Annotated in this window: 21 protein-coding genes; 7 read left to right on the top strand and 14 right to left on the bottom strand. The window is 69.7% G+C overall.

Annotated elements, in window-relative coordinates; genetic code table 11:
* The first annotated feature begins 63 nt into the window (after positions 1–63).
* Positions 64–1,311 carry a helix-turn-helix domain-containing protein gene (locus tag ABT345_RS13020; protein ID WP_345078123.1) on the top strand — a complete coding sequence of 416 codons (1,248 nt, stop codon included), beginning with the start codon at positions 64–66 and terminating at the stop codon, positions 1,309–1,311.
* Positions 1,312–1,363: 52 nt separating this feature from the next.
* Here the strand turns inward: ABT345_RS13020 and cutA are convergent, their stop codons facing one another.
* Positions 1,364–1,690, bottom strand: coding sequence for a divalent-cation tolerance protein CutA (gene cutA / locus ABT345_RS13015; RefSeq protein WP_345078126.1), 327 nt, complete (start codon positions 1,688–1,690; stop codon positions 1,364–1,366).
* Positions 1,691–1,792: 102 nt separating this feature from the next.
* On the bottom strand, positions 1,793–6,205 hold the full coding sequence (locus ABT345_RS13010; RefSeq protein ID WP_345078129.1) for an AAA family ATPase: 4,413 nt from the start codon (positions 6,203–6,205) through the stop codon (positions 1,793–1,795).
* Between the two features lie 260 nt (positions 6,206–6,465).
* Here ABT345_RS13010 and ABT345_RS13005 point away from each other — a divergent pair, with 260 nt between their 5' ends.
* The 3 genes from ABT345_RS13005 to ABT345_RS12995 are packed head-to-tail and all read left to right on the top strand — an operon-like array spanning position 6,466 to position 8,444.
* On the top strand, positions 6,466–7,386 hold the full coding sequence (locus tag ABT345_RS13005; protein ID WP_345078132.1) for a hypothetical protein: 921 nt from the start codon (positions 6,466–6,468) through the stop codon (positions 7,384–7,386).
* A gap of 51 nt (positions 7,387–7,437) precedes the next feature.
* Entirely contained in the window at positions 7,438–8,193 is a 756-nt protein-coding gene (locus ABT345_RS13000; RefSeq protein WP_345078135.1) for a hypothetical protein, read from the top strand.
* Between the two features lie 38 nt (positions 8,194–8,231).
* On the top strand, positions 8,232–8,444 hold the full coding sequence (locus tag ABT345_RS12995; RefSeq protein ID WP_345078138.1) for a hypothetical protein: 213 nt from the start codon (positions 8,232–8,234) through the stop codon (positions 8,442–8,444).
* 215 nt (positions 8,445–8,659) lie between these two features.
* Here ABT345_RS12995 and ABT345_RS12990 read toward each other — a convergent pair whose 3' ends face one another.
* From ABT345_RS12990 to ABT345_RS12950, 9 genes are all read right to left on the bottom strand, one after another.
* Positions 8,660–9,370 carry a hypothetical protein gene (locus ABT345_RS12990; protein WP_345078141.1) on the bottom strand — a complete coding sequence of 237 codons (711 nt, stop codon included), beginning with the start codon at positions 9,368–9,370 and terminating at the stop codon, positions 8,660–8,662.
* Positions 9,367–9,645 (bottom strand): DUF6211 family protein, encoded by a 279-nt coding sequence (locus ABT345_RS12985; protein WP_345078144.1) that lies wholly within the window; start codon positions 9,643–9,645, stop codon positions 9,367–9,369. The genes ABT345_RS12990 and ABT345_RS12985 overlap by 4 nt, the downstream gene beginning before the upstream one ends.
* A gap of 197 nt (positions 9,646–9,842) precedes the next feature.
* Positions 9,843–10,454 carry a DUF6349 family protein gene (locus ABT345_RS12980; protein WP_345078147.1) on the bottom strand — a complete coding sequence of 204 codons (612 nt, stop codon included), beginning with the start codon at positions 10,452–10,454 and terminating at the stop codon, positions 9,843–9,845.
* Entirely contained in the window at positions 10,451–10,849 is a 399-nt protein-coding gene (locus ABT345_RS12975) for a DUF6181 family protein (RefSeq protein ID WP_345078150.1), read from the bottom strand. Before ABT345_RS12975 ends, ABT345_RS12980 begins: the two co-directional genes overlap by 4 nt.
* 61 nt (positions 10,850–10,910) lie before the next feature.
* Complete coding sequence (locus tag ABT345_RS12970; protein ID WP_345078153.1) at positions 10,911–11,561, bottom strand: hypothetical protein; 651 nt, start codon at positions 11,559–11,561, stop codon at positions 10,911–10,913.
* Between the two features lie 378 nt (positions 11,562–11,939).
* Positions 11,940–13,157 (bottom strand): single stranded DNA-binding domain-containing protein, encoded by a 1,218-nt coding sequence (locus ABT345_RS12965; protein WP_345078156.1) that lies wholly within the window; start codon positions 13,155–13,157, stop codon positions 11,940–11,942.
* Positions 13,158–13,286: 129 nt separating this feature from the next.
* The gene (locus tag ABT345_RS12960) at positions 13,287–13,709 is read right to left on the bottom strand and encodes a hypothetical protein (protein ID WP_345078159.1); all 423 of its coding nucleotides are present in this window, start codon (positions 13,707–13,709) and stop codon (positions 13,287–13,289) included.
* A 68-nt stretch (positions 13,710–13,777) separates the two neighbouring features.
* Positions 13,778–15,535, bottom strand: a complete 1,758-nt coding sequence (locus tag ABT345_RS12955) for a ParB/RepB/Spo0J family partition protein (RefSeq protein ID WP_345078162.1) — start codon at positions 15,533–15,535, stop codon at positions 13,778–13,780.
* 121 nt (positions 15,536–15,656) lie between these two features.
* Positions 15,657–16,385, bottom strand: coding sequence for a DUF2786 domain-containing protein (locus tag ABT345_RS12950; RefSeq protein ID WP_345078165.1), 729 nt, complete (start codon positions 16,383–16,385; stop codon positions 15,657–15,659).
* Between the two features lie 561 nt (positions 16,386–16,946).
* Here ABT345_RS12950 and ABT345_RS12945 point away from each other — a divergent pair.
* Positions 16,947–17,390, top strand: a complete 444-nt coding sequence (locus tag ABT345_RS12945) for a hypothetical protein (RefSeq protein ID WP_345078168.1) — start codon at positions 16,947–16,949, stop codon at positions 17,388–17,390.
* Positions 17,387–18,013, top strand: a complete 627-nt coding sequence (locus ABT345_RS12940) for an HNH endonuclease family protein (protein WP_345078171.1) — start codon at positions 17,387–17,389, stop codon at positions 18,011–18,013. The genes ABT345_RS12945 and ABT345_RS12940 overlap by 4 nt, the downstream gene beginning before the upstream one ends.
* 215 nt (positions 18,014–18,228) lie before the next feature.
* Here the strand turns inward: ABT345_RS12940 and ABT345_RS12935 are convergent, their stop codons facing one another.
* Positions 18,229–19,059, bottom strand: a complete 831-nt coding sequence (locus ABT345_RS12935) for an alpha/beta fold hydrolase (protein WP_351322005.1) — start codon at positions 19,057–19,059, stop codon at positions 18,229–18,231.
* A 467-nt stretch (positions 19,060–19,526) separates the two neighbouring features.
* On the opposite strand from ABT345_RS12935, the gene ABT345_RS12930 reads away from it, so the two are divergent.
* The gene (locus ABT345_RS12930; protein WP_345078177.1) at positions 19,527–19,874 is read left to right on the top strand and encodes a hypothetical protein; all 348 of its coding nucleotides are present in this window, start codon (positions 19,527–19,529) and stop codon (positions 19,872–19,874) included.
* Positions 19,875–20,250: 376 nt separating this feature from the next.
* Here the strand turns inward: ABT345_RS12930 and ABT345_RS12925 are convergent, their stop codons facing one another.
* Positions 20,251–21,105, bottom strand: coding sequence for a hypothetical protein (locus tag ABT345_RS12925; protein ID WP_345078180.1), 855 nt, complete (start codon positions 21,103–21,105; stop codon positions 20,251–20,253).
* Entirely contained in the window at positions 21,102–21,506 is a 405-nt protein-coding gene (locus tag ABT345_RS12920) for a hypothetical protein (RefSeq protein WP_345078183.1), read from the bottom strand. The genes ABT345_RS12925 and ABT345_RS12920 overlap by 4 nt, the downstream gene beginning before the upstream one ends.
* Positions 21,507–21,520 lie beyond the last annotated feature (14 nt).

Genomic DNA, 21,520 nt, shown 5'->3' with positions numbered 1-21,520 from the left:
GGGAAATAAGAGGGGGGAACTGAGGCCATGATTAGCTCCCGCACACCGACAGAGGTCACACTCATGGCAGAGGCAGATCCGTTCGCCGAGCTACTCCTCCAGCTTCGGAAGAACGCTGGTCGCACGCAGGAGGAACAGGCAGACGCAATCAACATCGTGTCTGGCCGAGAGACCCTGACACGCAGGGAGATCAACCGGTATGAGCACGGCGAGAACATCCCGACCAACCACACCCTGACTCACATCGCGGTGGCGTGTGGCATTGCTCCGGAACAGCTGCTGAAGGCAGCTTCGGCAGCCCGGGCCAGGAGGAGAAGGCGTCACCGTCGCGAAGAGGAGGAGGACGACATGAAGCGCCGGACCCTTTTTCTCGGTGGCGCCATGGCTGGCGTCGCCGCCGCCGCCGAGCCATGGGGGCGGTTGGCCCACGCCCTCGAAACGGACACGAGGATCGACCTCACCGCGGCCAGCACCCTCATTGAGCGTGCAGCATCTCTGCACGTCAGCGAACGCCAGCTCACCGCACGCGGGCTCCAGGGCATGGTCGAATCTCATCTCGACGCGATCACTGCCGTCCTTCCGCGGGCTGGTCAGCACGAGCGGGCACTCGTGATCGCGGCGGGAGAGACTGCTGCCCTGGCGGGGTGGGTTGCTTGGGACCTCGGGGACTTCGATCGGGCCCGTGCCTACTACAAGGTCACGGCCGACTGCGCCAAGGCGTCTGGGCACCCACCACTCCGCGCACTGGCCCTGACCTACGCGAGCTACGGGACGTGTACGCCTGAGAAGGCGATGCACTTGTTGTCGCAGGCATCAGAGGACGTACGAGGCCAGGGCAACGCGATCGCAGCTGCGTGGGTCCACGGGCGGCATGCGGAAGAAGCCGCCCGCCTTGACGACGGGACGACCGCGCTGAGGGCACTCGACCGTGCGCGTGCGGTGTACGACGTCGGGGACCACACCAAGGAACACGCATGGGTGGCCTTCATGACCCCCTATCGTCTCGATTCGCTGGCACTGTCGGTCTACGGACAGCTCGGTCGTCAGGAGCTGACCGCAACCGCCGACACCGCGCTGTCCCGTCTCGGGCGGAATCTTCCCGACTCCGGAGTCGTGGTGCTGGGGGACCTGGCCGCCGCCCTGCTCCTGGGGGGAGACATCGAACACGGCGTTCATGTATCCCGGCAGTTTGCTGCGGCGGCGGACGCGCGTCCGAACACCATGGGGCGGGATCGAGCGCGTTCCGTCGCCGCTCGGCTGCCGGCACAGGAGCGAGAACTCGCTGAGCACCTGGCACAGTTCGCGTCCTGAACATCCCTGCCCGTGGCGTGAGGCGGTCGGGTTCTTCGGACGCCGGGCGGGGCTAGGAACTGGCCGTCTCGTCAGCCACCCAGGACAGATAGGCCGAGGACCCACCGGTGACCGGCAGCGTGATCCATTCGGGCACGTCGTAGCTGTGCTTCTGGGCTACCCATTCGGCGAGATCCGGCAGACGCTCCGAGGTCGTCTTGTAGGAGATGCGCCATTCCTGATCGTTCTGGATGGCGCCGTCCCAGCGGTAGAACGCCGTAATCGGAGCGTCGATGTGAGCACAGGCGGCCAGCCGGTTTTCTACCGCCCCGCTCGCCAGGGCCTTGGCCTGACCTTCGTCATCGATGGTCGTCTGCGCAATCACGATCTCGGTAGCCATAACTGCCTCTCGCGTCGGTGTGTCACGAGCCTACCGAGGGCGCACGGACAACGGCTGGGGCCTGCGACTCTCGCTGCAACTCTGCCGACGCCCGATCCTCTGCTACGGGTACAGGGCGGAAGGCGGCTCTTCTGGGCTCTCCTGATGGACGGCTTCGGCCGCGAGGTTCGGAGAGTCATAGGGGGCACCGCGCGGTGGTCCAGAGGCATCGGCGGCTTCCGGATGCCCTGATTCCATCCGTTGCCGCAGTTCGGCTCGCAGCTCAACGTCACGGTGGGCCGCGCCTTCTGCCCGTGTGCGGGCCCGTACCGCAGCAGCGCGCAACTCCGCTGCCCGCCCGGCGTCCTGCTGCTGGGCCTGACGGAGGAGCGCGGGCCGGTTCTGGCGCTGTGTGTCCGCTTCGCTGAGCACCGCGTCGTGTTGTTCGCTCGGGCCGGCGACGGCGTCCAGTTCCGTTCGGCGTCCGGTTAGGCCGTTCATCTCGCGGTCGGTCTGCACCCGCTGGTCGCGCAGGCGGTCTCGCTCGGCTTCGGCTCGTGCGCGGTCGTCGCCGCGCAACACGGGACGCCGCCCGAAGCGTGTGGTGGCGCTGAGCTGCTGTTCGAGCTGGCGCAGCTGCTCATCCACCCCGTCCCGGCCCTGGGTGTGCCGAGCTACCGTCTCGGCGAGGGCACGGAGGTCTCGGATCGCGCCGGCACGAGCGTCGATGTCGTGCTGACGGCGGTTGAGCGCGAGTACGTTCGTGCCGACCCCGGCGGCAGCTTGTTGTTCTGCTCGGTCGGCCGTGGTTTCGGCCTTCGTGGCGGCCGCGGCCGTGGAACGTCGTGCGGCGGATGCCTTGGTGATCGCGTTCTTCAGGGCCCCGGTGCTGAGATGCGAGTACGGGCGGTCGCGATCCGTACGGGGCCCGGCCGACGACGCCGCGACCCGGTTGTCGGTGACGTCGTGACCGGGCTCGGTGCCCTCGGGGACATCGTCGTATTCCATGTCGGCGCCGGGCGAGCGGGGAACCGGCAGGTCTCCGACAAGCGTGCGCACCTGGGCTGGCACCGCGTGCTTCGGCAGCTCGGTGAGGATCATGCGCTCCTCGGTACCCGTCTCGATCTCGCGGACGAGGCCGGCGACGGCGCGGTCAAGGGCGTCCTGGTCCGTCTCGGCCTCGCCTGCCCGTGCCCGGTCGACGTCGGTCTCGTAGACGGACAGCGGAAGGAAGAGGTGGGATTCCTTCTTGTCCCTCGACATCATCGTGTAGAGCGCGTTCGCCTGCGCGCCAGGGCCGTAGACGAGCGCTTCCCGGGCGGTGAGTCCCTGGCTCTTGTGGCCGGTGATCGCGTAGCCGAGGCTGAGACCGCCGTGGGCGATGTAGTCGGCATCGACCCATTCCGCTCGGTCCTCGTGACCGTCGGGGGTCTTCTCCCGCCATTCGACCAGCACGCGACGCTCTCCGTCCACGGCACGCACAAGGCCCCGGTACCCGTTGAGCACGTCGTCCTGCTCTCCGCCACTGCGCTTGGACCGGTAGTCGTTGGTACGGAGCAGCACCTGATCGCCGAGGGAAATCGTCAGCTCCCGTCCTCCGGCGAGCGCGTACGTGTGCTCCGGGCCGGCCAGGTCACCGTTCGCCTTGCGCAGCGCCCGAGCGCCCAGGTTGAGTTCGTCCACGATCTCGTTCGTCGCGGCGAGCATGAGGAGCTGCTGCACCGCGGTGTGGTCGTCGTCGACGTAGGCGGCACGCTTGTCGATCCACATGGTGAGCATGGCGGCGAGCGTTTCGTCCTTGTCGGCGAGCGCGTGAACGCGGCCGGTGCCGGCGAAGGTCCGGAGCGAGTCCACCCGTCGGTCATCGCGCCAGAGCTGGAGAGCACGGCGTTCGACGGCGTCCTGCTGCCGGAAGTTCTCCGTGAGCGCGAGTCCGCCCACCAAGTGGTGCACGGCGCTGAAGTGCCCGCCGACCCCGGGGCTGTGCAGCTGCTTCGGGTCCCCGATGCCGACGACCTTCGTTCCGGTCTCCGCAGCGTGGGCGAGCAGCTTCGCGACATCGCGGTCGTCGCACATCGCGGCTTCGTCCACGACCACCACGTCTACGCCGTTCAGGCCCTTGCCACCGGTCTCGATGCTGGTCAGCCATGAGGCGACGGTGCGCGAAGTGATCCCTGCTTCGGCCTTCAGGTTGGCCGCGGCGACGGCAGCGGTCGACGCACCGGCGACCACGAGTCCTTGGGCCTCCCACGCCTGCCGGGCGGCGTTCATGATCGTGGTCTTCCCGGCGCCCGCGACGCCGATCACGGCGTCCACGCCGTGCCCGGCGGTGAGCAGCCGGTCGAGGACGGCGCGCTGTTCCTCGGAGAACTCGAATCCCTGCGCCACCTCGGCGGCGGACAAGGACATCGTCACGGTGTCGCCGTCGACAACGGCGGCATCTTCGCTGAGGCGCCGTGTGGTCTCGGAGACGATCAGGGTCTCAGCAGCGACGATGTCGGCGGTGGTGTACCGATCGGCATGGGTGTAGTGCTGTGCGCCTCGGGGGTTCAGCTTGACCGCGTACCCCGCGTGCTGGAGGACGGAGTTGGTGAGCGCCTCCGCTTCGTCGGCGTCGGCTATGCCGTACGGCAAGGCGTCCAGCACGGCCGCGATGGCGGCAGCGTGTGTGAAGTCCTTTGCGTGGCTGGTCAGTCCCGTCTCCGGGTCGAAGACCGTGGCGCACAGCTCGTCAACGCCGGGATTCGGTTCCGGGACATCGTCCTGGAGAGCACCGGCGACGATGGCCTCGGGGTCGTCGCCGTGGGCGCGTCCCTCGGCCTGCCAGTACGCGCGCAGTACGTCGTCCGCGACGCCTGCGGCTTCACCGTTCTTGGCGGCCTTGGACATGGCGGACGCGGCGGTGCGCTCGCGAACCGAGGCGGCGTCGTAGCCGATACCGAGCTGGTCCAGCAGCTTGCGGACCTGGCCGCCGCGCTTGCTGAACAGCCGGATCGTGGACTCCGGAATGGCCGCGATCTCCCACGCGCCGGTGCGTTCTGCACGGCGGAAGCGGATGCCGTAGCGGTCCGCGAGTTCGCGGCGGATGCGCGCGTTCATCACGGCCTGCGTCGCGCGGGCGTGCCGGTGGAGGTCACGACCGCCCGCGGCGACCGTCGACCATGCCCCGTCATCGCCCTTGACCATGTTGGCCAGGGTGAAGTGGAGGTGGAAGTGCGGGTCGCCGTACGGGGCGCCGCCCACCGGTCGGGCCGCGCGGTGGATCATCATCCACCCGGAGAAGCCGCTCGTGTCGACCGTTCGTGCCTCGGCGCCGTCGCCGTGCCGGCCGCGCATCGCGTACGACGTCCAGTGTTCCAAGGCGTCGATGGACTCGCGGCCGGACGCGGTGTAGATGGCCTCGATCTCGCGGGCCAGCTCCGGCGGCGCGTACGCGAGGAAGGCGCTCTTGGACTTGCCCAGGTCCAGCGTTGCGTCAGCGCCTCGGTTGCCCACCTCAACGCGTCCTTCGCGCATCTCGGCCTTGATCTCTTCCGCGTCCCAGACCTCGTCCGGCGCGAGCCCTGCGGCCTTGGCCAGGGCAACGGCCTCCCGGACGGCCATCGGCAAGTCGCTCAGTCGCCGCTCGGCCTCGCCCTCGGTCTGGAGGTAGCGCCGCTTCGCGGACGCGGAGTCGAACAGGTCCGCGGGCTGCTGTGCTGTGTCACGGGCCTTGGCCTTCACCGCTCGGAGGAGGGGGCGGGCATCGAGGTGGCCCCCTGCTTCGGCGGTAAGCGCCTTCTCCAGGGCCTGTTCGCCGTACAGTTCGGCAGCCTCGATGCCGACGCCGCGAGAGAGCTTGAGCAGGGTGGAGACCGGGACCTTGTGCGCTTCGCCGTACCGGACGAGTTGCCGCTCCATCGTGCCGAAGGCATCCCGCTTGCGCTTCGAATCAAGCAGTTGCGCCGGCTTCACGCCGCGCTCGGCGGCGGCCCTGCGGATGGCCCGCACCAACGGCGCGGCGGGCAGCTTCGCAGCGGGGGCGATGGCGAGCTTCGGCTCCACCAGGGTCTTGCCGGTGCGCGGGTCTTCGCCGCGCATGAGGCGCCGGGCGGCCTGGAAGTGGTCGGGGGCAAGCACCGAGCCAGGGGTGATGCCGAACTCGGTGAGGCCCTTGCCGATCCACACCAGCGGGCGTTCGCTGGCGTCAAGGTGGTAGTCGACCTGGCCATCGGCGGCCGGGGCGGGAAGGACGTCCGCGCCGTACAGGTCGCGGGCCTCGATGCCCGCTGCCGCAGCAACTTCTACGGCGTCGAAGCCGGTGAAACGGGCTGTCTCCGCGTTCCGAATCCTGCTGCGGGCCCGATAGAACGCCTTCTTCGCCTCGGTAGAACCGAGCAAGGCACCGATGGTCGTGCCCTCTTCGGCGGCCTTGGCCTCGACGGCGGCGACGAGAGGGGCGGCGTCGACGGAGACGGCGACCCCGCAGCCGTGGCCGCCGGAGAGGCGGTACTCAACCTGCTCGTCGGACGGGCCGATCATGGTCACCCACCCCACCGGCCCGCCACCTCCCCGTCAGCATCACCAAAATTCGGTCATCTTGGCTGATTGTATCGTCACGGAGTGACGATACCTTGGTCCTTTCCATTCAAGATTGGGTAGCACGGCAGGGCTCCGACGTCGGAGATTGGGCAGGACGGGCCTTCGGTTTCGCTGTTACCGGGCGGCTCTGGATCGGGTTGTCGGTGGCGGGTGCTTTCCTGCGTCGGCAGGGCGTCGGCGAGGAAGCGGGCGTCCACCGACGTGAGGAGTTCGCCGTGACAGCCGAACCGGCACCCACCCGAAGCGAGGTTCGCCCCTCCCCCTGGCGGCTGTGGGCTGCCGCATCCGGCATCGCCGGGGCCGTGGCCCTCACGGTCGTGGCGGTCGGCAGCACTTCAGCCGTACTGTTCCGCGGCTCGGCCGCCCTCACAGCCCTTCTCTTGCTCGCCGCGTACCACGTTGTGAAGCCGTGGGCCGTGTCCCGCTCCGAGAGCTGGCACCGGGCAATCACGTTCGTACCGCGGACGGCGTACATCTGGGCTGTTGGCTTGGTCGTCGTGGCGGCGTTCAGCTTCCTACCGGACCACCCGATGGAAGCGGGCTTCGCGCTGCTGTTGGTCTGGTGCTTCCACCTCGGCGGAGGAGTATCAGAGCCGACGTCCTTCGCCTTCGAACGCCTGCGGGGCCGCCTTACCTGGGCGGCTGGCCTCCAAGTTGCCGCGATGGTCTGCGGAACCCTGGGGGCCGTCTGCCTCGTCCGCGGTTTGCCGGTTCCGGAGCGCTACGCGACCCCGGTCTTCGCCGCGTGCCTGACCGTGATGCTCGGCGTCGTGGGGACGACGTCGGTGAAGGTGTTCGTACGCGGGCGGAAGCTCGCCACGGAGTTGGACGAGCGCGCGCAGAAGTTGGTGCGGTGTATGGAGAGGCTGTCGCGCTGTCCGGTCACGGAACGCGGCCAGCGTCGGAACGCGGCCGAGGATGCCTGGGACAGCCTGAACCGAACGCTCCGCAACAAGGTGGAGACCGGGGTCCACCTCTACGGAACGTTCGTCATCCCGACCGAAACGCGGGAGAAGCTGAAGTCGTTGGTCGAGCAGGCAATCACCAACCCTGGTGCGGCGGCGCACCAGGAGGCCGTCGCCCTCCTGGGCAAGCTGTGCGAGGCGTGCAGCGCCAAGATTGACACCATGGCGTGAACCATCGGCGTATTCGGGCGTAGATCCAGTTCATGGGCGTACCCTGCCGACATGACCGCCCCGTCCCGACGTCACCTCATGGACAGGTCGACGCATGCGCGGACGGCCCGGGACGCCGAAGCGGCCATGCGCCTCTGCCTCTCCCACCTCGGCAAGGCGAGGGCTCCCTTCCAGCGGGATCTAGTCATCAGGATCGCAAGGGACCACTACGCGGTCGAGGTGAAGAACTACTCAGCCGTCGGCGCAGCCTGGACCGCGTGGAATCACCTATCGGCATGGACCGTGCGCACCAGTGCACGACGAGCCCTCTCCACCGTCGCTGACCAGGACCTGACGGGCACGCTCCTCCGCACGGCCGAGGACGTCACCGGAACTCGCGGCATTACGTCCGGTCTGGCATACGGGCTCGAAGCTGTACCCCGCCCGTTCCCGCTTCCCGCGGACCGGATGCTTATCGACGGACAGCACCGAGTCTCAGCAGTCCTCGAAGTCCTCACCGGCATGGGGAAGACCGAGGCTTTTCTTCGAACAGCTCTCCAACTGCACGACCGTATGAGCCAGGTCGGGCCGTACTCAACGGCAGACCTTGACGCTCTCGTTCAGGACGCGGAGAAACTTGCGGAGTCTCTGCGGCAGTTCGCGCAAACTTCGGTCTCGTACTCCGCGTGGCACATCAAGTTCCTCGTCGGCGTGCTTCCTCATGCTTCTTCGCCGTGTGGCGTTCTGCGGCTGGCGACACCGATCGTCCCCGGTGCACCGGGACAGGGGCTGGTCACCGTCCCTGCTGATCTCGCCCTCGCTGCATAGCTGCACGCGGGGGTGTCACTCCCCGCGTGAGGTATTTCGTGATCATCAAGTTGGACCCCTGGCTGCTCGCCTATCTGCTGCTTTCCTTGCCGGTGGTGGCCCACTGGTACGCCGTAGAAGTTCGGCGCCTGTCGCGGCGGGCGAGGGCGCGGGTTCTGACCGCGCTGGGGCGACGGCTGAGGACGCTGCTGTCCGAGCAGTCCGACAACGACGGCGACGACCCGCCGGTCTCGCTGCGACCGCTCCCGTAAAGAGGGAGGCCGTGGCCCACACGGGCCACGGCCTCCCCAGCACAGCTACTTCACCGGCCACTCCCCCGGAGGCACCGGTGGCTGACCGGCGGCGTCCCGCACGGCTTCGTCGGTACCGCACGGTGAGCAGATCCGTACGACACGGTCGACCGTGAGGCGGGAGCGGGCGGGCCGTTCGCCGAGTGGGCCTTCGCAGCGGGGGCATCGGTGTTCGGTCACTGCTCGTCGTCCTCGGGGTGTTCGCGGGCGGACTTGAGGATGAGGTTCCAGGTCGGGCGGGAGTAGGTCTTTTCCGTCTGTCCCTGGAGTTGGGGGATCAGTTCGGCGTTCTTCGCGCCGGGGTTCGCCGCGATGGCCTGCCGGGCGAGGGTCAGCCGCTCGTCTCCCTGGTAGGGGTAGGCCAGTCCGCGGCGGCCTGCGGGTCGTCCGCCGGCGTGACCGCGGCCCTTGCGCTCCGCGACGTACTGCCAGAGGCGCCAGCGCTTCCACTTCGGGCGGCGTCGGGTCGGAAGCTCGTCCCAGTCGTCTGGTGCCGGCCATCCCTCGGGCGGATTCTTGACGTAGTGCGAGACGGTGGCGGAGTCGGCGAAGCCACAGACCTTCGCGGCTTCGGCCGGGCCCACCATCTCTTCAGGGTCACCGTCGAGCTTCGGCGGGTTGGTGGTGTTCGCGGCGGCACGCTGCCGTTGAAGCTCGTGGTGCCACGCCGCCCATACGTCGCCGTCCCAGTGCATGACGCCGTCGATGGTCTCCGCGGCCGGGTGCCCGTTGTTCTCCCGGTCGGTCCACAGGTTCTGAAGGGTGGGCTCGCTGATGCCGTGGAGTTCGCGCAGCTCTGCGCGTGAGTAGAGCGTGCGGCCGGCGGTCTTGCGGGGCACGGTCGCCTCCTGTTCGTAGTCGTGGTCGTGGCCGCTCGGCGCGGTCACTGGATGTCGTCCGGGTCCGGGGCCGGCGTCCATGTACGGCTGCCAGCCGGTTCGAGCCGGGTGAGGGTGGCTATGTCGGCCAGGGGGACGGCGGCGGCCCAGTCGGCACGGTCGGGATGGTCGACGGGGAGGTTGAGCACGAGGTGCCGTCCGGTCGGGGGGAAGTCCTCGACGATGACGAAGGCATCGGCGGGGTCGGCGCCGATGCTGTTACCCCTCGTGAGCTGGGCGATATCGCCGGGCTGGGGGCAGTCGGGGTGTCGGTCGCTTAGCATGGTGTGGTCTTTCTGGTGAGAGAGACACCGACGGCCAGCGCCTTGTTGCCCTTGTGCGCTGGCCGTCATCTGTTGTCTGGGGTGTGTCGCGCCCCGTGGGACGCACGGCCGGTCGGAGGTTGCCCGCTCCGCCGACGGCGGGGTAATTAAACCACCTTTGGGTTCAGAGGGTGGGGCCCTGATCCGGAGGACGGCGGTCATCGGAAGAGGGCTCCTTGCTCTGCGGGGTGGCGGCCCCGGTCGCGCGGTGGCCGGGCGATGTGGAGTTCGTAGCGGGGGCGCCCCGCGTGCGGCAGAGCGTGGGCTTCGCGGCGGTACCGGCGCCAGGCCACGACGGGGGCGCCCCGGTCCACCCACCGCACCGGGTACTGGGCGGTGAGCTGAGCCCAGCGGCTCCGGCTCTGCGGGGCGGCCCACCGGTCCTCGACCGTGGTGATCGGCGGCAGCGTCCGCCAGCCGGGGAACGCGTGGTCGTGGGCGTCCTCCACGGCCTCGTTGTCTCCGTCTCCGAACCCGTCGCCGGAGTGCACGGGGCCTTCCCACTCGCACGTGAGGCACCCGCCGCGGAACTCCTGCTCGTCTCTCCGGCGGCCGGTCGGCCGACTGCGGGAGAGCAGGGTCGGGGTGTGGTGTGCGGGCGGGTCCAGCTCGTGGTCGAGGTCGCTGTACGTGCCGCCGGGGTGTCCGGGCTGGATGTGCCACTGCTGCCCGGCGTACTCGGGGCGGTGGCGCGTCCGCGCGTTGCGCACTCGCCAGTAGTAGGTCTGCCGTGCCCGCGCTCCGGTCGGCGCAGTGGCGGACGTCGTCATGGTTTCCCGCTTCTGGCGGCGAGCACTTCATGGAGAGGATCAGCGAGTACGGCTTGTTCATCGGGGGCGTCGAGGAATCGTGGCCCGTACGCGCGTCGTACGGCGCGGCGGGCATCCTGGTGGTGGTCGAGCTCCGGGTAGTACGGCGATCGGTCGAGCACCGCGTAGCCGTGCTGGGTGAGCACGTCGGCGATGAGCGACCGGATCTGTACGGGCTCAAGGGCGGTGAAGGCGGTCTCGACCGGGGCGGCGAGGAGTACGCGGATCAGCTCGGTCGCGCTGAGCCGGGGGTGGAGGGGGATGCCGAGACGGTGGATGCCGTCCCGGCTGGGGGTGGCGGCTCCTCGGCGGCTCGGCGTCCTGGTGGTGCTGCGGTTCATGTCGCGGGTTGGCACGGTGCTGTCCTTCGGGAAGGGAGGGGCGGCGGCGCGCGGCCGCCGCCCCTCGGTCGAGCTGCTACTTGTAGGCGGGGATCAACCGGCGGACCTTGTCCTCTCCGATGCACCCGCCCTTGTGACGGCGCGCGCTCGGCGGCTCTCCGTTGCGCCCGCGCAGGTGCGACCAGAACTTCGGGCCCTCCCACGGGCACAGCTCGCAGCTGAGGTACCAGTGGTTGTCGCTGCCGGGGAACCCGGTGAGGACTGCTCGCCAGTTGTGGGCCGCGAGTCCCGCGAACGCGATCTGCGCGCTCTCGATGTTGCGTTCGTTGGCGGGCATCCGGGGGTGTAGGAGGGGCACGGGCCCGCACAGCGGGGTGGGGGCCTCGGCGAGCACCTGGTCCAGGGGGACGGCGCCGATCAGACCGGCGGCGTACTGCTCCGCGAGATGGGCGGCGGCCATGTCGGTGCCGGGGGTGCCCTTCGGCGGGCGCCGGAGGTTGCGTTCGCCCGCGGTGGTGAGGACGAACCAGTCCCGGTGCCACCTGTAGGCACGGCCGATGACCTGGTCTTCGCCAACGATCACGGGGTATCGGCACTGGATGTCCGGGGAACCGACGCGGTACGTCAGAACGGTGGTGGTCTCGGTCGCGGGGACGATGAGCCTGCCCGCTCCGGTGTCGGGGGCGGTGGCGGCCTGTTGTGGGACTGCGGACGAGTTCTCGGGCATGGGGGTGTTCCTCGGGTCTTTCGGTGGTGTGGTCGGCGGTGCGTCGTTCCGACGTCGGGGAAGTGCCGCCTGTGGTCGCGCGGAGCGCGATGGACAGTGCTGCCGTGCCCGCAGGGCACGCCCTCGGGCCGGCGTCCGGTCGGGGCGGGAGGGCCGCCTGCGGCCCGGACGTTCCGGCCGGCCGCGAGCCGGGCCAGGCTGGGCCGTCCCGGAGGGACGCCCTTCGTACGGGGCCGGTGTCCGGGGCCGGCCGCCGACGCGGGCGGCCCCGGACGGCAGTGGGCGGAGCGTGGGGTGGGCGGCTCGATGCCGCCCACCCCACGGCCCGGCGGCCGGGGCCCGGCCGGGCGGCGGCTCCTGCCCGGCCTGGTGCTGCTCCTACGCGGCGACCGGTTCGCGTGCGGCGACGCGGCACCGGGTGAGCACGGTCTGTGCGGTCTCACCGTAGGTGGAGTGGTCCTTGACCGTGCCGGTCAACTCGACCTCGTCGCCCTGGTCGGGGACGTCGGCGGCGGAGCTGAACCAGACGAAGACGTTGCCGTCGCCGTCCTGGAACTTCACCAGTCGGCGGCGCTGGGTGTGGTAGCCGTACGTCCGGCCTTCCAGCTCGATCACGGTGGTGACGGTGGCGGTGGTGGTGATGCGCTCGCCCACGGTGCCCTGCGGCCGGGAGTTCCGGGCGGCTCGCTCGGTGGCCTCCTTTTCCTGGTCGCGGTACCAGCCCGCGATGGCGGACACGAGCGTCGACAGGTGGCGCGGGTCAACCGTTTCCGCCTTGGCGAGCTGGCCGACCTTGTGGCGGTAGTCGGAGAGGCTGCCGTATCCCTGGACGGCCCACGCCCGGACGGCGGCGGCGGTGCTCGGCGCATCGGCGTCGGCGTCGATGCCGTCTCGCCATGCCTGCGGGGCTTTGCGGTCGAAGAAGTACGCCTCGACGGTGTCGGCGGTCGGCTGGATGTTCGCCCACTGCTCGGACCGGCTGTAGAACCGGCCGTCGGTAGCCACGATGGCGGCGGTGACCCGCAGGACCTCGATCACCGGGACACGGAGATCGGCCGGGATGCCGCCCCCCTCGGGGTCCCAATCGGAGTCCTTCAGTGTGCCGAACCGCCACAGCGCCTCAAGGCCCTTGATCGGCAGGCCGGTGTACGGCTCCACGCACGTCGTGCCCAACTGCCGTATCTCGCCGTTCTCGTGGCGCGCTAGGTAGGTGGCGGTGCGGTGGCGGGCAACGGCGCACCCGTGGCAGAAGTTCTCGATGGCGCGGTACTGGCGTGCGGCCTCGGCGTCCCGTTCGGGCAGTCCGGGAAACGCGCTGGTGATCGTCTCGCCCGCCTCGTCATGGTCCAGGCGGGCGATGACGGCCCAGCCGTCGTGACGGGGGACGTCACCGGAGATCGTCACGGTGATGGTGGGACGCTGACCGATCAGGCGGCCGTCGATGTCGTGGTAGTCGGCGAGGAACGGCTTGGAGATGTCGAGCGTGTACGCGCTGAGGTGGTGGACGGCGGCGCGGGCGTTGGTGGCCTCGACAAGCTGACGGACACGGGATTGGGCCGTGGCGGGGATGGAAAACCGCATGGCTGCGCTGGTCATCGTGGGTGCTCCTGCTGGTGAGAGAGGAATCGCGGGCCCGGCCGGGCGGGTTGCCCTCCGCGTACGGCCGGGGTCGGACCGGATGGCGGCCCGTGTGTCAGAGGGGGTTGCCCTCCCTGACGCCATTAATTAAACCATGTTCTTGGGGGTGAGGCAAGCATCCCGGCCGGGGATGTCGAGTGCGGCACGGTCGCGCAGGAAGGCGGCGAACAAGGCGGCGGTGTAGCTGTCGGTGGTGCCGTACGTGCGGCGGCAGTCCAGCGCGCCGACGCGTTCGCCCCGGTGGCGGACGGGGAACGGCTGGCCGGGGGCCGGGATGACGAGTGCGTACAGGCCGCGTGGGGTGTCCACGCGTAGGACGACGGCGGCGGCCTGGCGGTCGTAGGCGGCGGACCAGCGGGCGGGACCGATGCCGAACTCCGCGAGTCCGGACGCAATGGCGCGGGCCTGCATGATGTCGGCGGTGGCACCGGGGTCGGGCTCGGCGGGGGCGGGGACGCATCCGCACCCGTGGTCGTCGGCGTGGGTCTCGAACAGAGCGGTACGGGGCATTGTGGGGGCTCCTGGGGTTGCCGGGGGCGGGAGGGGTTCCCGCCCCCGGCGTCGGGCGGCTGAGGCGGTTAGGCGGCGGCTTCGTCGTCGCTTGCCGGGTCGTCGGCTTCCTCGGCCTTCAGCTCGCCCGCCTCCTCGTCGGCGCCAGGCTCCTGCTCGCTGCCGGACGTGATCGCTCGGGGCTTCTTCCTCGACGGGTCGTAGGGCTCCTCGTCCACAACCGACTGCTCGATGGGCGTGAGCGGGTATCCGAGGGACGCGAGGACCTGGAACCAGCGGCCGGTGGGCTTCCGCATCCACGGGGCGTACTGGCTGTCCGTCCGCCACGCTGACCGGTTCGCACACTTCTCCCGGACGGCGGCGATGGCGGCGAACTGGAGCTGAGGTGCCCGGCGAGGGTCCTTGGCGACGCATCCGGCGAAAGCCCCCCGATCCTTGGCCTGCTCGGCGTTCAGCCCCAGGAAACCGGCCAGAACCTTAGTGGTCCCCTCTTTGTTCAGATCGTCAGAGATTCCCCAACTACCGTTCAGCAGAGCATTGTTGACGTGGCCGATCAGCGTATTGGCGGTGCTCTTCGGGAGATTACGGCGCTTGATCAGGTCGGTAATCCACTTCCGGCGCAGGGCCTCGGCGGCGTCCCAGTCGAGGTTCCCCTTCTTGACGGCGGCGCGGGCGGCGCGCTCGGCTTCCTTCTCGGCGGCGGTCTTCGTGCCGGTGCCGTTGGCGCCCTCGGGCACGGCGTGCCCGTACAGGCCGGGAGCGGAGCAGTAGGGCGCGTAGCGGTCACCCCGGCGCTCGTCGAACACCCACACCGACCCCTTGCAGGCGGCGTGCTCCTCGGCACTGACACCGCCCAGCCTCCATACGGGCATCGCCCGCTCGGACAGCTCCTCGACATCCCTGATCTTCCGCCCGGCCGCCTCCAGCTCCGCGCGGTGGGCCTCAGCCTTGATCCGCTTGTCTCGCTTGGTCCGCTCGATCGCGATGATCCAGTCAACATCTCGGGACCCGGCGCCGCCCTCGGCCGCAGCCTCGGTGATCGCGGCAAGCGCTTCGGCGTCGTCGGCGAACTCGTTGAGCGCGGCCAGGTGCTCGAACGTCCACTCGTAGCTGCTCGCGCCGGTGACGGCGGCGCTCAGCTTCTCGTCGGACCGGACCTTGACCAGGGTCTTGACGTCCTTCTGCCGCACACCGGCAGCCTTGGCGATACGGCCGACCTGTGCGCCCGCCTCGGCGGCGCTGAACATGGCCTGGTTCCTCTCGGACGGGCTCAAGCTCTTACGGTGCTGGGCCGTGGTGATCATGTCGAGGAACTGGCCCGCCTCATCACGGTCTTCGTCCTCCCACTCGTACGGCAGGTGGGTAAGGCCCGCGTCCTTGGCTGCGTGGTAGCGGCGGTTTCCGTCGTTGACCTGGAGGACTCCGCTGTCGAGCCGCTGGATCTTGACAGGGATGCGGCACCCCTCAGTGCGGAGCGATTCCACGAACGGCGCGTTGATGTCGAGGTCTTCACGAGCGTTCTTCGGGTGCGGGGTGAGTACGTCAATCCGGATGACCGGGCGGGGCGCGTACGGAACGCTCTCCAGCCCTGCGGCGACGGCGGCGGCCAGCCGCTGGAACCCGTCGATGATCTGCGGCACGTCGCCGTAGGTGCGCACGACGTACAGCGGCTCCACGACGCCATCGGCCTTGACCCCTGCCAGCAGATCGGCCGGGACCTCGACCTCGCGGACGTTGCCGGGATGCGCGGCGAGTTCGGCGACGGTGAGGGTCGGCCACGGGGCCGGGGCAGTCTGGATGCCGACCTGGGGCTTGGTGTTCGTCATCGATCCTGTCTCTTCCTGGTGAGAGGTTCCGCCGGGGCCGGTCGGCCCCGGCGGGGGTGCCGGTCGGGGGGTTGCCCTCCCCCTTGCGGCACCATTAGTTAAACCATGTTCTCGTGCGCGGTCAGGCTGTGAGCGTTCCCGCCGCCCGGACGCCGATACGGCGGGTACCTCCGATATCGGCGCGGTCACCTGCGGCGGCGCCGTCGCCGTACCCGCTGCCGCTGTACGAGCCGCGCGACTTGCACGCGTTCGGGTGCTCCTGGCGATAGGCGGCCTGGACCACGGCGTCACGGTCGGCCAGCACCAGTTCGCCACTGCGGCCGGTGGCCGACGTGTCCCCACCGGCGGCGGCGCGGGCAGCTTCCTCGATCGCCTCAAGCCGTTCGATGACACGCTCGATGAAGCCGATCGTCCAAGAGTTCCGCCACGCTCGGGCACTGCGGACGCCGAACGGGACGATCTGCTTGTTGAGCCCGCCGAGCATCTGGAGAACGAGGGAGACATAAAGGATCTCGGCGCGCTGAACATCGGACTCGTATCCGATGACGTGGACACGGCGCCTGCCACCCGCACCATGAACGCCCAGGTGGACCGCCCTGCATCCGACGGCCCCGGCGATGAAGCACATGAGGCGGACGCGGGACATGGACCACGGGTTGGGCAGGTCGATATACCGGTCGGTGATCGCGTCGCGCGACGGCTGACCATCACTCAGCAGCGCTTCGTCCACGCCGTACTTCGCCATCATCTCCATCGCCCGCGTACGGGCGAGTTCGGCTTCCGCCTCGGGAGTCGCGGGGTCCTCGGCCCTGGCCAGCAGCGCCTGGATGGTGGCCAGCTTGGGGTTCACGTCAGCCTGGGAAGTTCCCATGATTCTGCTCCTAGTGAGAGAGATTGCCGGTGGCCGGTCGGCCCACCGGTGCCGGTCGGGGGTTGCCCTCCCCTTCCGACATCATTAATTAAACCATATTTTAGAGGTTGGAGCAACCCTGCCATACCCTCTGACCTGCCCTTTTCCGGCAACCGACCCGCACCCGCCCGGCCGGGCCCGGCCACAACGAGCCTGGGCGGGGCTCCCTCCTCGGTCGGACAGCTCCGCCGGACCAGGGTTCCGGGCGCGGCGTCCGGGCTCGCGTAGCGACCGCGCAGCGGCTCGGCCTGGGCGCCGTGTCCGGGTTCCTGGTACGCCCCCTGGGTGTCCGACCGAGGAGGGAACCCCGCCCCCACCCGCACCACGACGCTCCCGCACCCGAACGACCAGCCCCTCCCCCTCCGAGGGAGGACCCGCCGGAGGCGCTTTTCTCTGACAGCACCTCACGCAGGCGACTTAATTCATGAAGCTAATTCCTAGAAACTAATTCCAGGAATATCCAGGTGGGACTTTTCCAGTCGCTTTCCTTACCGTGTGCCCATGAGTGCGACTCCGGATAACAGAATGACCGCGGCAGAGATACGTCGGCGGGTCCGTGCGAATCAGGCGCTGCACGCCAAGACGCAAGAGCTGGCGGCTTCTGAGGTTTTGTCGAAACGCCGGGCGGCCCAAGAGGCTGCGGCGGCGAAGGAGGTGGCGGAGCTGGCGGCTCGGGAGGCGGTGGCGGCCGTACTCCGGCTGTTCGACAACGACGTCACGGTCATCGCGGGGCTGCTGGACGTGCCCGCCGATGAGCTGGAGCGGGAGGCGAAGCCGGTGACCGCTGCCAGGGCGAAGGAGGTGGTGGCGGAGCTTCGCGATCGGGCGGAGCGTCCCCGCGCACGCCGTTCCCCGGCACCTCGGCCATCGTCGGCGCCGGCCCCTGAACCGGTGCCCGGTGAGGCATCTGCGTCACCGGCCGATGGTCTCACCGGTGCCGCGTGACGACGGCGGACGATGCCTTCGGGCCAGGGCTGTTCCCGGCGAGCGGCACCCGGCCGGCACCGGCTGAGCAGCTTGCGCTGATTGGGGAGCCGTCGCCGGTGCGCATTCCTGCGGACGAGTGGGCCGCGTGGCTGTCCGACGAATCCGTTCGGGTCCGGTACTGGGCGAAGGTGTACCGGGTTTCCTCGGAGTCGCGCTGCTGGTTCTGGTTCGCAGGTGTCTCGGGCACCGGGCATGCCAGCTTTCGGGCGGCGTCGCTGCCCGGCCGGACTCGTCGCGGGACGGTGCCGGGGCACCTGTACGGCTACCAGCTGGCGCACGGCGTCATCCCGCGCCTGGGCTGGGGCAACGACAACCCGACCGTGTGCCACACCTGCGACAACCACTCCTGCCAGCAGCCCGCCCACCTCCGGCTCGGTACGCCGGCGGAAAACCGGGCGGAGTGGCTGGCTCGGCGCCGCGACCCCCACGGTCCGCTCGCCGACCTCCGCGGCCCGGCCGGTCGTGCGCGGGCCATCGGCGCGGCCATCCGGGCCGGCCGGGCGAACGGCGAGTCCGACGCCGAGATCACGCGGCGCATAGCGACCGCGGCAGCGGCCGGGCGCCCGCTGAGCCTGTGGTGAGCGACGCGGCAGACATGAGGGTCCCGGTTGTCGAAGCCGCGGACACGATTTCAAGAAACACCAGATCGCAGTCTCAAGTGAGAGCCGTTCCATCGGCCCGTGTGAGGACGATGTCGATCGCCGCCCACCCACGCCGCACACGGCTCGCCACCGGAGTGCGCCCGGCAGTTTCCACTCCGAGCCGCCCGGCCAGCGGAGATCGCTCCGGCGCCGCCTCATCGCCTACGCGGCTGTGGTGGTGTGGCGGCGTTGAAGAAGTCGGCGAGGCGCCGGGCGATGCCGGTTCGGTCGGTGAGTGCGGATCGCGGGGCCACGGTGTGCAGTTCGGCGGTGGGGATGGCTGTGCTCAGCTGCGTGGCGACCTTCAGGCTGTGGTAGGGGTCGTCCGCGTGCCCGATCACCAGCACGCGTGCGGCCAGGGCCGACAGCGCTGTGCGGTCAGGCACCGGGGCGAAGGTGGTGATCGTGCTCAGCAGCTCGAAGGTTCCCGCCCGCATCGCCTCTTGCGCGATGTCGTGGGCGATGGCGTCGAAGCGGGGCCCGGGCGGAAGACTCGGGCGGACCAGATCCACCGCCCCGCGCAGGTTCGCGTTCATGCCGTGGCTGATCGCCCGGTCGTAGCGCTGTTGGACGGCGGGTGGCACCGGCCTGTCGAACGCGAACGGCAGGATGAGCGCGACGTGGCGGAACAGTCCGGGGTCCCAGGCCATCGCCCGCAGCACGGCGCACGCCCCGAGGGAGACGCCAACCGCTCGGCCGGCGCCGGTCCGGCGGGCGACGGCCAGCACGCTGTCGGCGACCACATCGATGCTCAGGGCGCCCCCGGGATGGGTGGACGCCCCGTAGCCGGGAAAGTGGAACGCGACCTTCGTCCCGCGGATGCCGGCACTGTAGCGCCAGGACTCCTTGAGGGACCCCATGGCACTGTGCGCCACCAGCGTCACGGGAGAGCCCGCCCCCTGATGAGAGACTTCCAGGCTCTGGCCCTGCGCGTTGCGCACCCACCTGTCCGCCGTGGACGGACCCATGGTCTTACTGGCCTGCATCGCGCTTCCCCTCACGCCCGGCCGGGTCATATGGCCGCCTCGCTGAAGCCGACGTATGTCCGCGCCACCGAGGCTTCCTTCCGGGAGCGGCGAGTGCTCAGCGTCATCGTGGCTTGGACCTACCAGCCCCGGATCCATACTGCGCAGGCGACTTGCCGCGGATGAAGCATCAGGTGGGCCGGCCGTCCGAACGGGTGAGGTGCAGGCTGCCTCGCCTCCGCATGTTCCCGCGACGGCGTGAGCGTTCATGCGGTGAACGAGCCCCGCGTACTTGCCGGACTCGTTCGCGCTGCAGTAGTGGCGGCGCCCGAGGACGCGGAGGTGAGCAGCGCTAACCGATTATCGCCTATGCGCTGTTTGCACCTAGTGCGCCGTTGCTTGCCCTTCTTTCTTTTCAGGAGCCTTGGAGGAATTCGCGCAGCAACCAAACCCTCGTGCGCGAACCTCACACCTTCCGGAAGGACGCCGTGATCACTCGCTTCCCGAAATCCGCCGCCGTGGCAGCCCTCGCCGCCTGCACACTCACACTGTCCGCCGGTACCTCCACCGCCCAGCCCGGCGCGATGGTCTACCTGACAGGGCCCCATGGCACCTACCACGTCGCGGAGAAGGCGGGCTGTATCCCTCTGAGGGACCCGCACCTGACCGATTCGGTACTCAACACCACCGACGACAACGTCGAGATCTACGAGTACGACCCGTACGCGCAAGACCCCTGCGACCTGGACCAGCGCATCGCTGTCGTCAACGCGGAACAAAGGGACCGGTTCGATCACGTGTACCAGGTCGGAGCTGTCCGCTTCCTCATGCAGTAGCCCCGCACCGTGTAGGTAGCTGCAACCTTCCGTGACGGTCCGCCAACGGAGTCGGCGGACCGTCACGCGTTCCGTTCCTGGTAGCGGGCAGGCTTCCGCCCTTCCGCCCGGTCGTTGCATCGGGTTCCGCTGCTCCGGGTCGGATGATGCCGACGCCAGGGAGCAGAGGTCGGCGAGCAGGACGGCGCAGGTGCAGGTGCAGGTGCCGGTGGTGCACAGGCTGGGCCCGGCCGATGCCGAGTGCGGGCGCACATTGCCGCCCCAAGATCGACGGCGTCCACCGGGCCGAGCAGTGTCGCTCCGATGCATCACCTCTTCAGCCAGGGGCTTCGGCAGCCACATTCGCGCGACGCATTCGGTGCCCCTGGGCGGTGGTTCACCAGCCCGCGATGGCCAGCAGCGGGTAGGGGAGGGCCAGGAGTAGCAGGCCCAGGGAGGCGGCGGAGAAGACGACGATGCGGCGGGGGCCGATGGCGGTGAAGGCGAGGTGGGTGGGGACGGCCATCAGGAGGGTGGCGGTGGGAGGGAACAGGCCGATGGCTCCCAGGCCGAGGGTGATTTCGATGGTGGCGGTGGCGAGGGCGGCGGTGCGGCAGACGGTGTGGAATGCCGGGGTGCCGAGGAGTGTGGCCAGTTGGGGCAGGCGGGGGAGGGGGAGGAATTCGCGGCTGCCGGTGGCGGCCTGCCAGGCGTTGGAGGCGATGTTGTCCATGAGGACCTGGCCGTCCATGAAGCGGGGGGAGCGGATCTTGCGGATGCCTGCCACGAGGTACATCTGCGCGGCGAAGAACGAGGCGGTGGAGCCGACGAGTTGAGGGAATGGGGCGCCCACGATCGCGATGGTGGCGTGGTGGAGGGCGAGGACGGCGAGGAGGACGAGCAGGCAGATGTTGGAGTAGCGGGGGGACTTGTCCCACAGGATGCAGGCGCCGGCCAGGCCGCAGCCCAGCAGCGCGGCGCCGGCCGTCCAGCGGGACGGGGGCAGCAGGAGCGCCGGTAGCAGTGCTGCGGCGGCGATCAGCTTGGCCAGGGCGCGGCGGCGTTCGGCGGCCAGGGTGTCCGGGTCGGTCCAGCCCCGGCCGAGGCGGTAGGCGCAGGCGCGCGGGTAGCTGCGGCGGATGGTCCGGTCGTCGAGCAGGTTCAGTGCGGCTCGCCAGGTGAGGGCGAGGACGAGGCAGGAGAGCGCGGCGGTGACGGCGACCGACGCGGGCAGAGCGTGCGGGAAGGTCATCGCAGTTCCTTGAGGGCTGCGATCAGGCGGGCGTGGCCGGTGCCGGGGGCGAGGCGGGCCGCGTACAGCCGGCTGCCGGGGCCACCGTCGTAGCGGACGCGCCAGTTGCCCGCCGATCCGATGATCAGGCCGTCGAACGGCAGCGGCGGCGTGGTGGCACGGAGCAGGCGGTTGAGTTCCTGGACGGTGAGGAGATTGGTCTCCGGGGCCAGCCCCAGTTCGTGGTGGCGCACCGGCCGCTGTCGGCCGCCCTCGCCGTCGGGCGTCCACAGGTATCCCTTGGAGGAGCCGGAGTACATGCCCCAGGCGAACGGCCGGTGCGGGGCGCGTCGCACGCCCCACAGGACGAACAGGGCGAGCAGCGCCAGTGCGGCGCCCGCCACGGTGATCTGGAGCCACACGGTGGCCGTCCTTC

The sequence above is a fragment of the Streptomyces sp. NPDC000404 genome (assembly GCF_040300365.1).
GTDB classification, from domain to species: domain Bacteria; phylum Actinomycetota; class Actinomycetes; order Streptomycetales; family Streptomycetaceae; genus Streptomyces; species Streptomyces ramulosus.
Note: the sequence above shows the minus strand (reverse complement) of the source record. Positions and strands in the feature narration are given on the sequence as shown.

Excerpts from the sequence above, each read along its gene's own strand:
- ABT345_RS13020 (WP_345078123.1), top strand. The coding sequence starts at position 64 with ATGGCAGAGGCAGATCCGTTCGCCGAGCTACTCCTCCAGCTTCGGAAG.
- cutA (WP_345078126.1), bottom strand. The coding sequence starts at position 1,690 with ATGGCTACCGAGATCGTGATTGCGCAGACGACCATCGATGACGAAGGT.
- ABT345_RS13000 (WP_345078135.1), top strand. The coding sequence starts at position 7,438 with ATGACCGCCCCGTCCCGACGTCACCTCATGGACAGGTCGACGCATGCG.
- ABT345_RS12985 (WP_345078144.1), bottom strand. The coding sequence starts at position 9,645 with ATGCTAAGCGACCGACACCCCGACTGCCCCCAGCCCGGCGATATCGCC.
- ABT345_RS12980 (WP_345078147.1), bottom strand. The coding sequence starts at position 10,454 with ATGACGACGTCCGCCACTGCGCCGACCGGAGCGCGGGCACGGCAGACC.
- ABT345_RS12970 (WP_345078153.1), bottom strand. The coding sequence starts at position 11,561 with ATGCCCGAGAACTCGTCCGCAGTCCCACAACAGGCCGCCACCGCCCCC.
- ABT345_RS12965 (WP_345078156.1), bottom strand. The coding sequence starts at position 13,157 with ATGACCAGCGCAGCCATGCGGTTTTCCATCCCCGCCACGGCCCAATCC.
- ABT345_RS12960 (WP_345078159.1), bottom strand. The coding sequence starts at position 13,709 with ATGCCCCGTACCGCTCTGTTCGAGACCCACGCCGACGACCACGGGTGC.
- ABT345_RS12955 (WP_345078162.1), bottom strand. The coding sequence starts at position 15,535 with ATGACGAACACCAAGCCCCAGGTCGGCATCCAGACTGCCCCGGCCCCG.
- ABT345_RS12945 (WP_345078168.1), top strand. The coding sequence starts at position 16,947 with ATGAGTGCGACTCCGGATAACAGAATGACCGCGGCAGAGATACGTCGG.
- ABT345_RS12935 (WP_351322005.1), bottom strand. The coding sequence starts at position 19,059 with ATGCAGGCCAGTAAGACCATGGGTCCGTCCACGGCGGACAGGTGGGTG.
- ABT345_RS12925 (WP_345078180.1), bottom strand. The coding sequence starts at position 21,105 with ATGACCTTCCCGCACGCTCTGCCCGCGTCGGTCGCCGTCACCGCCGCG.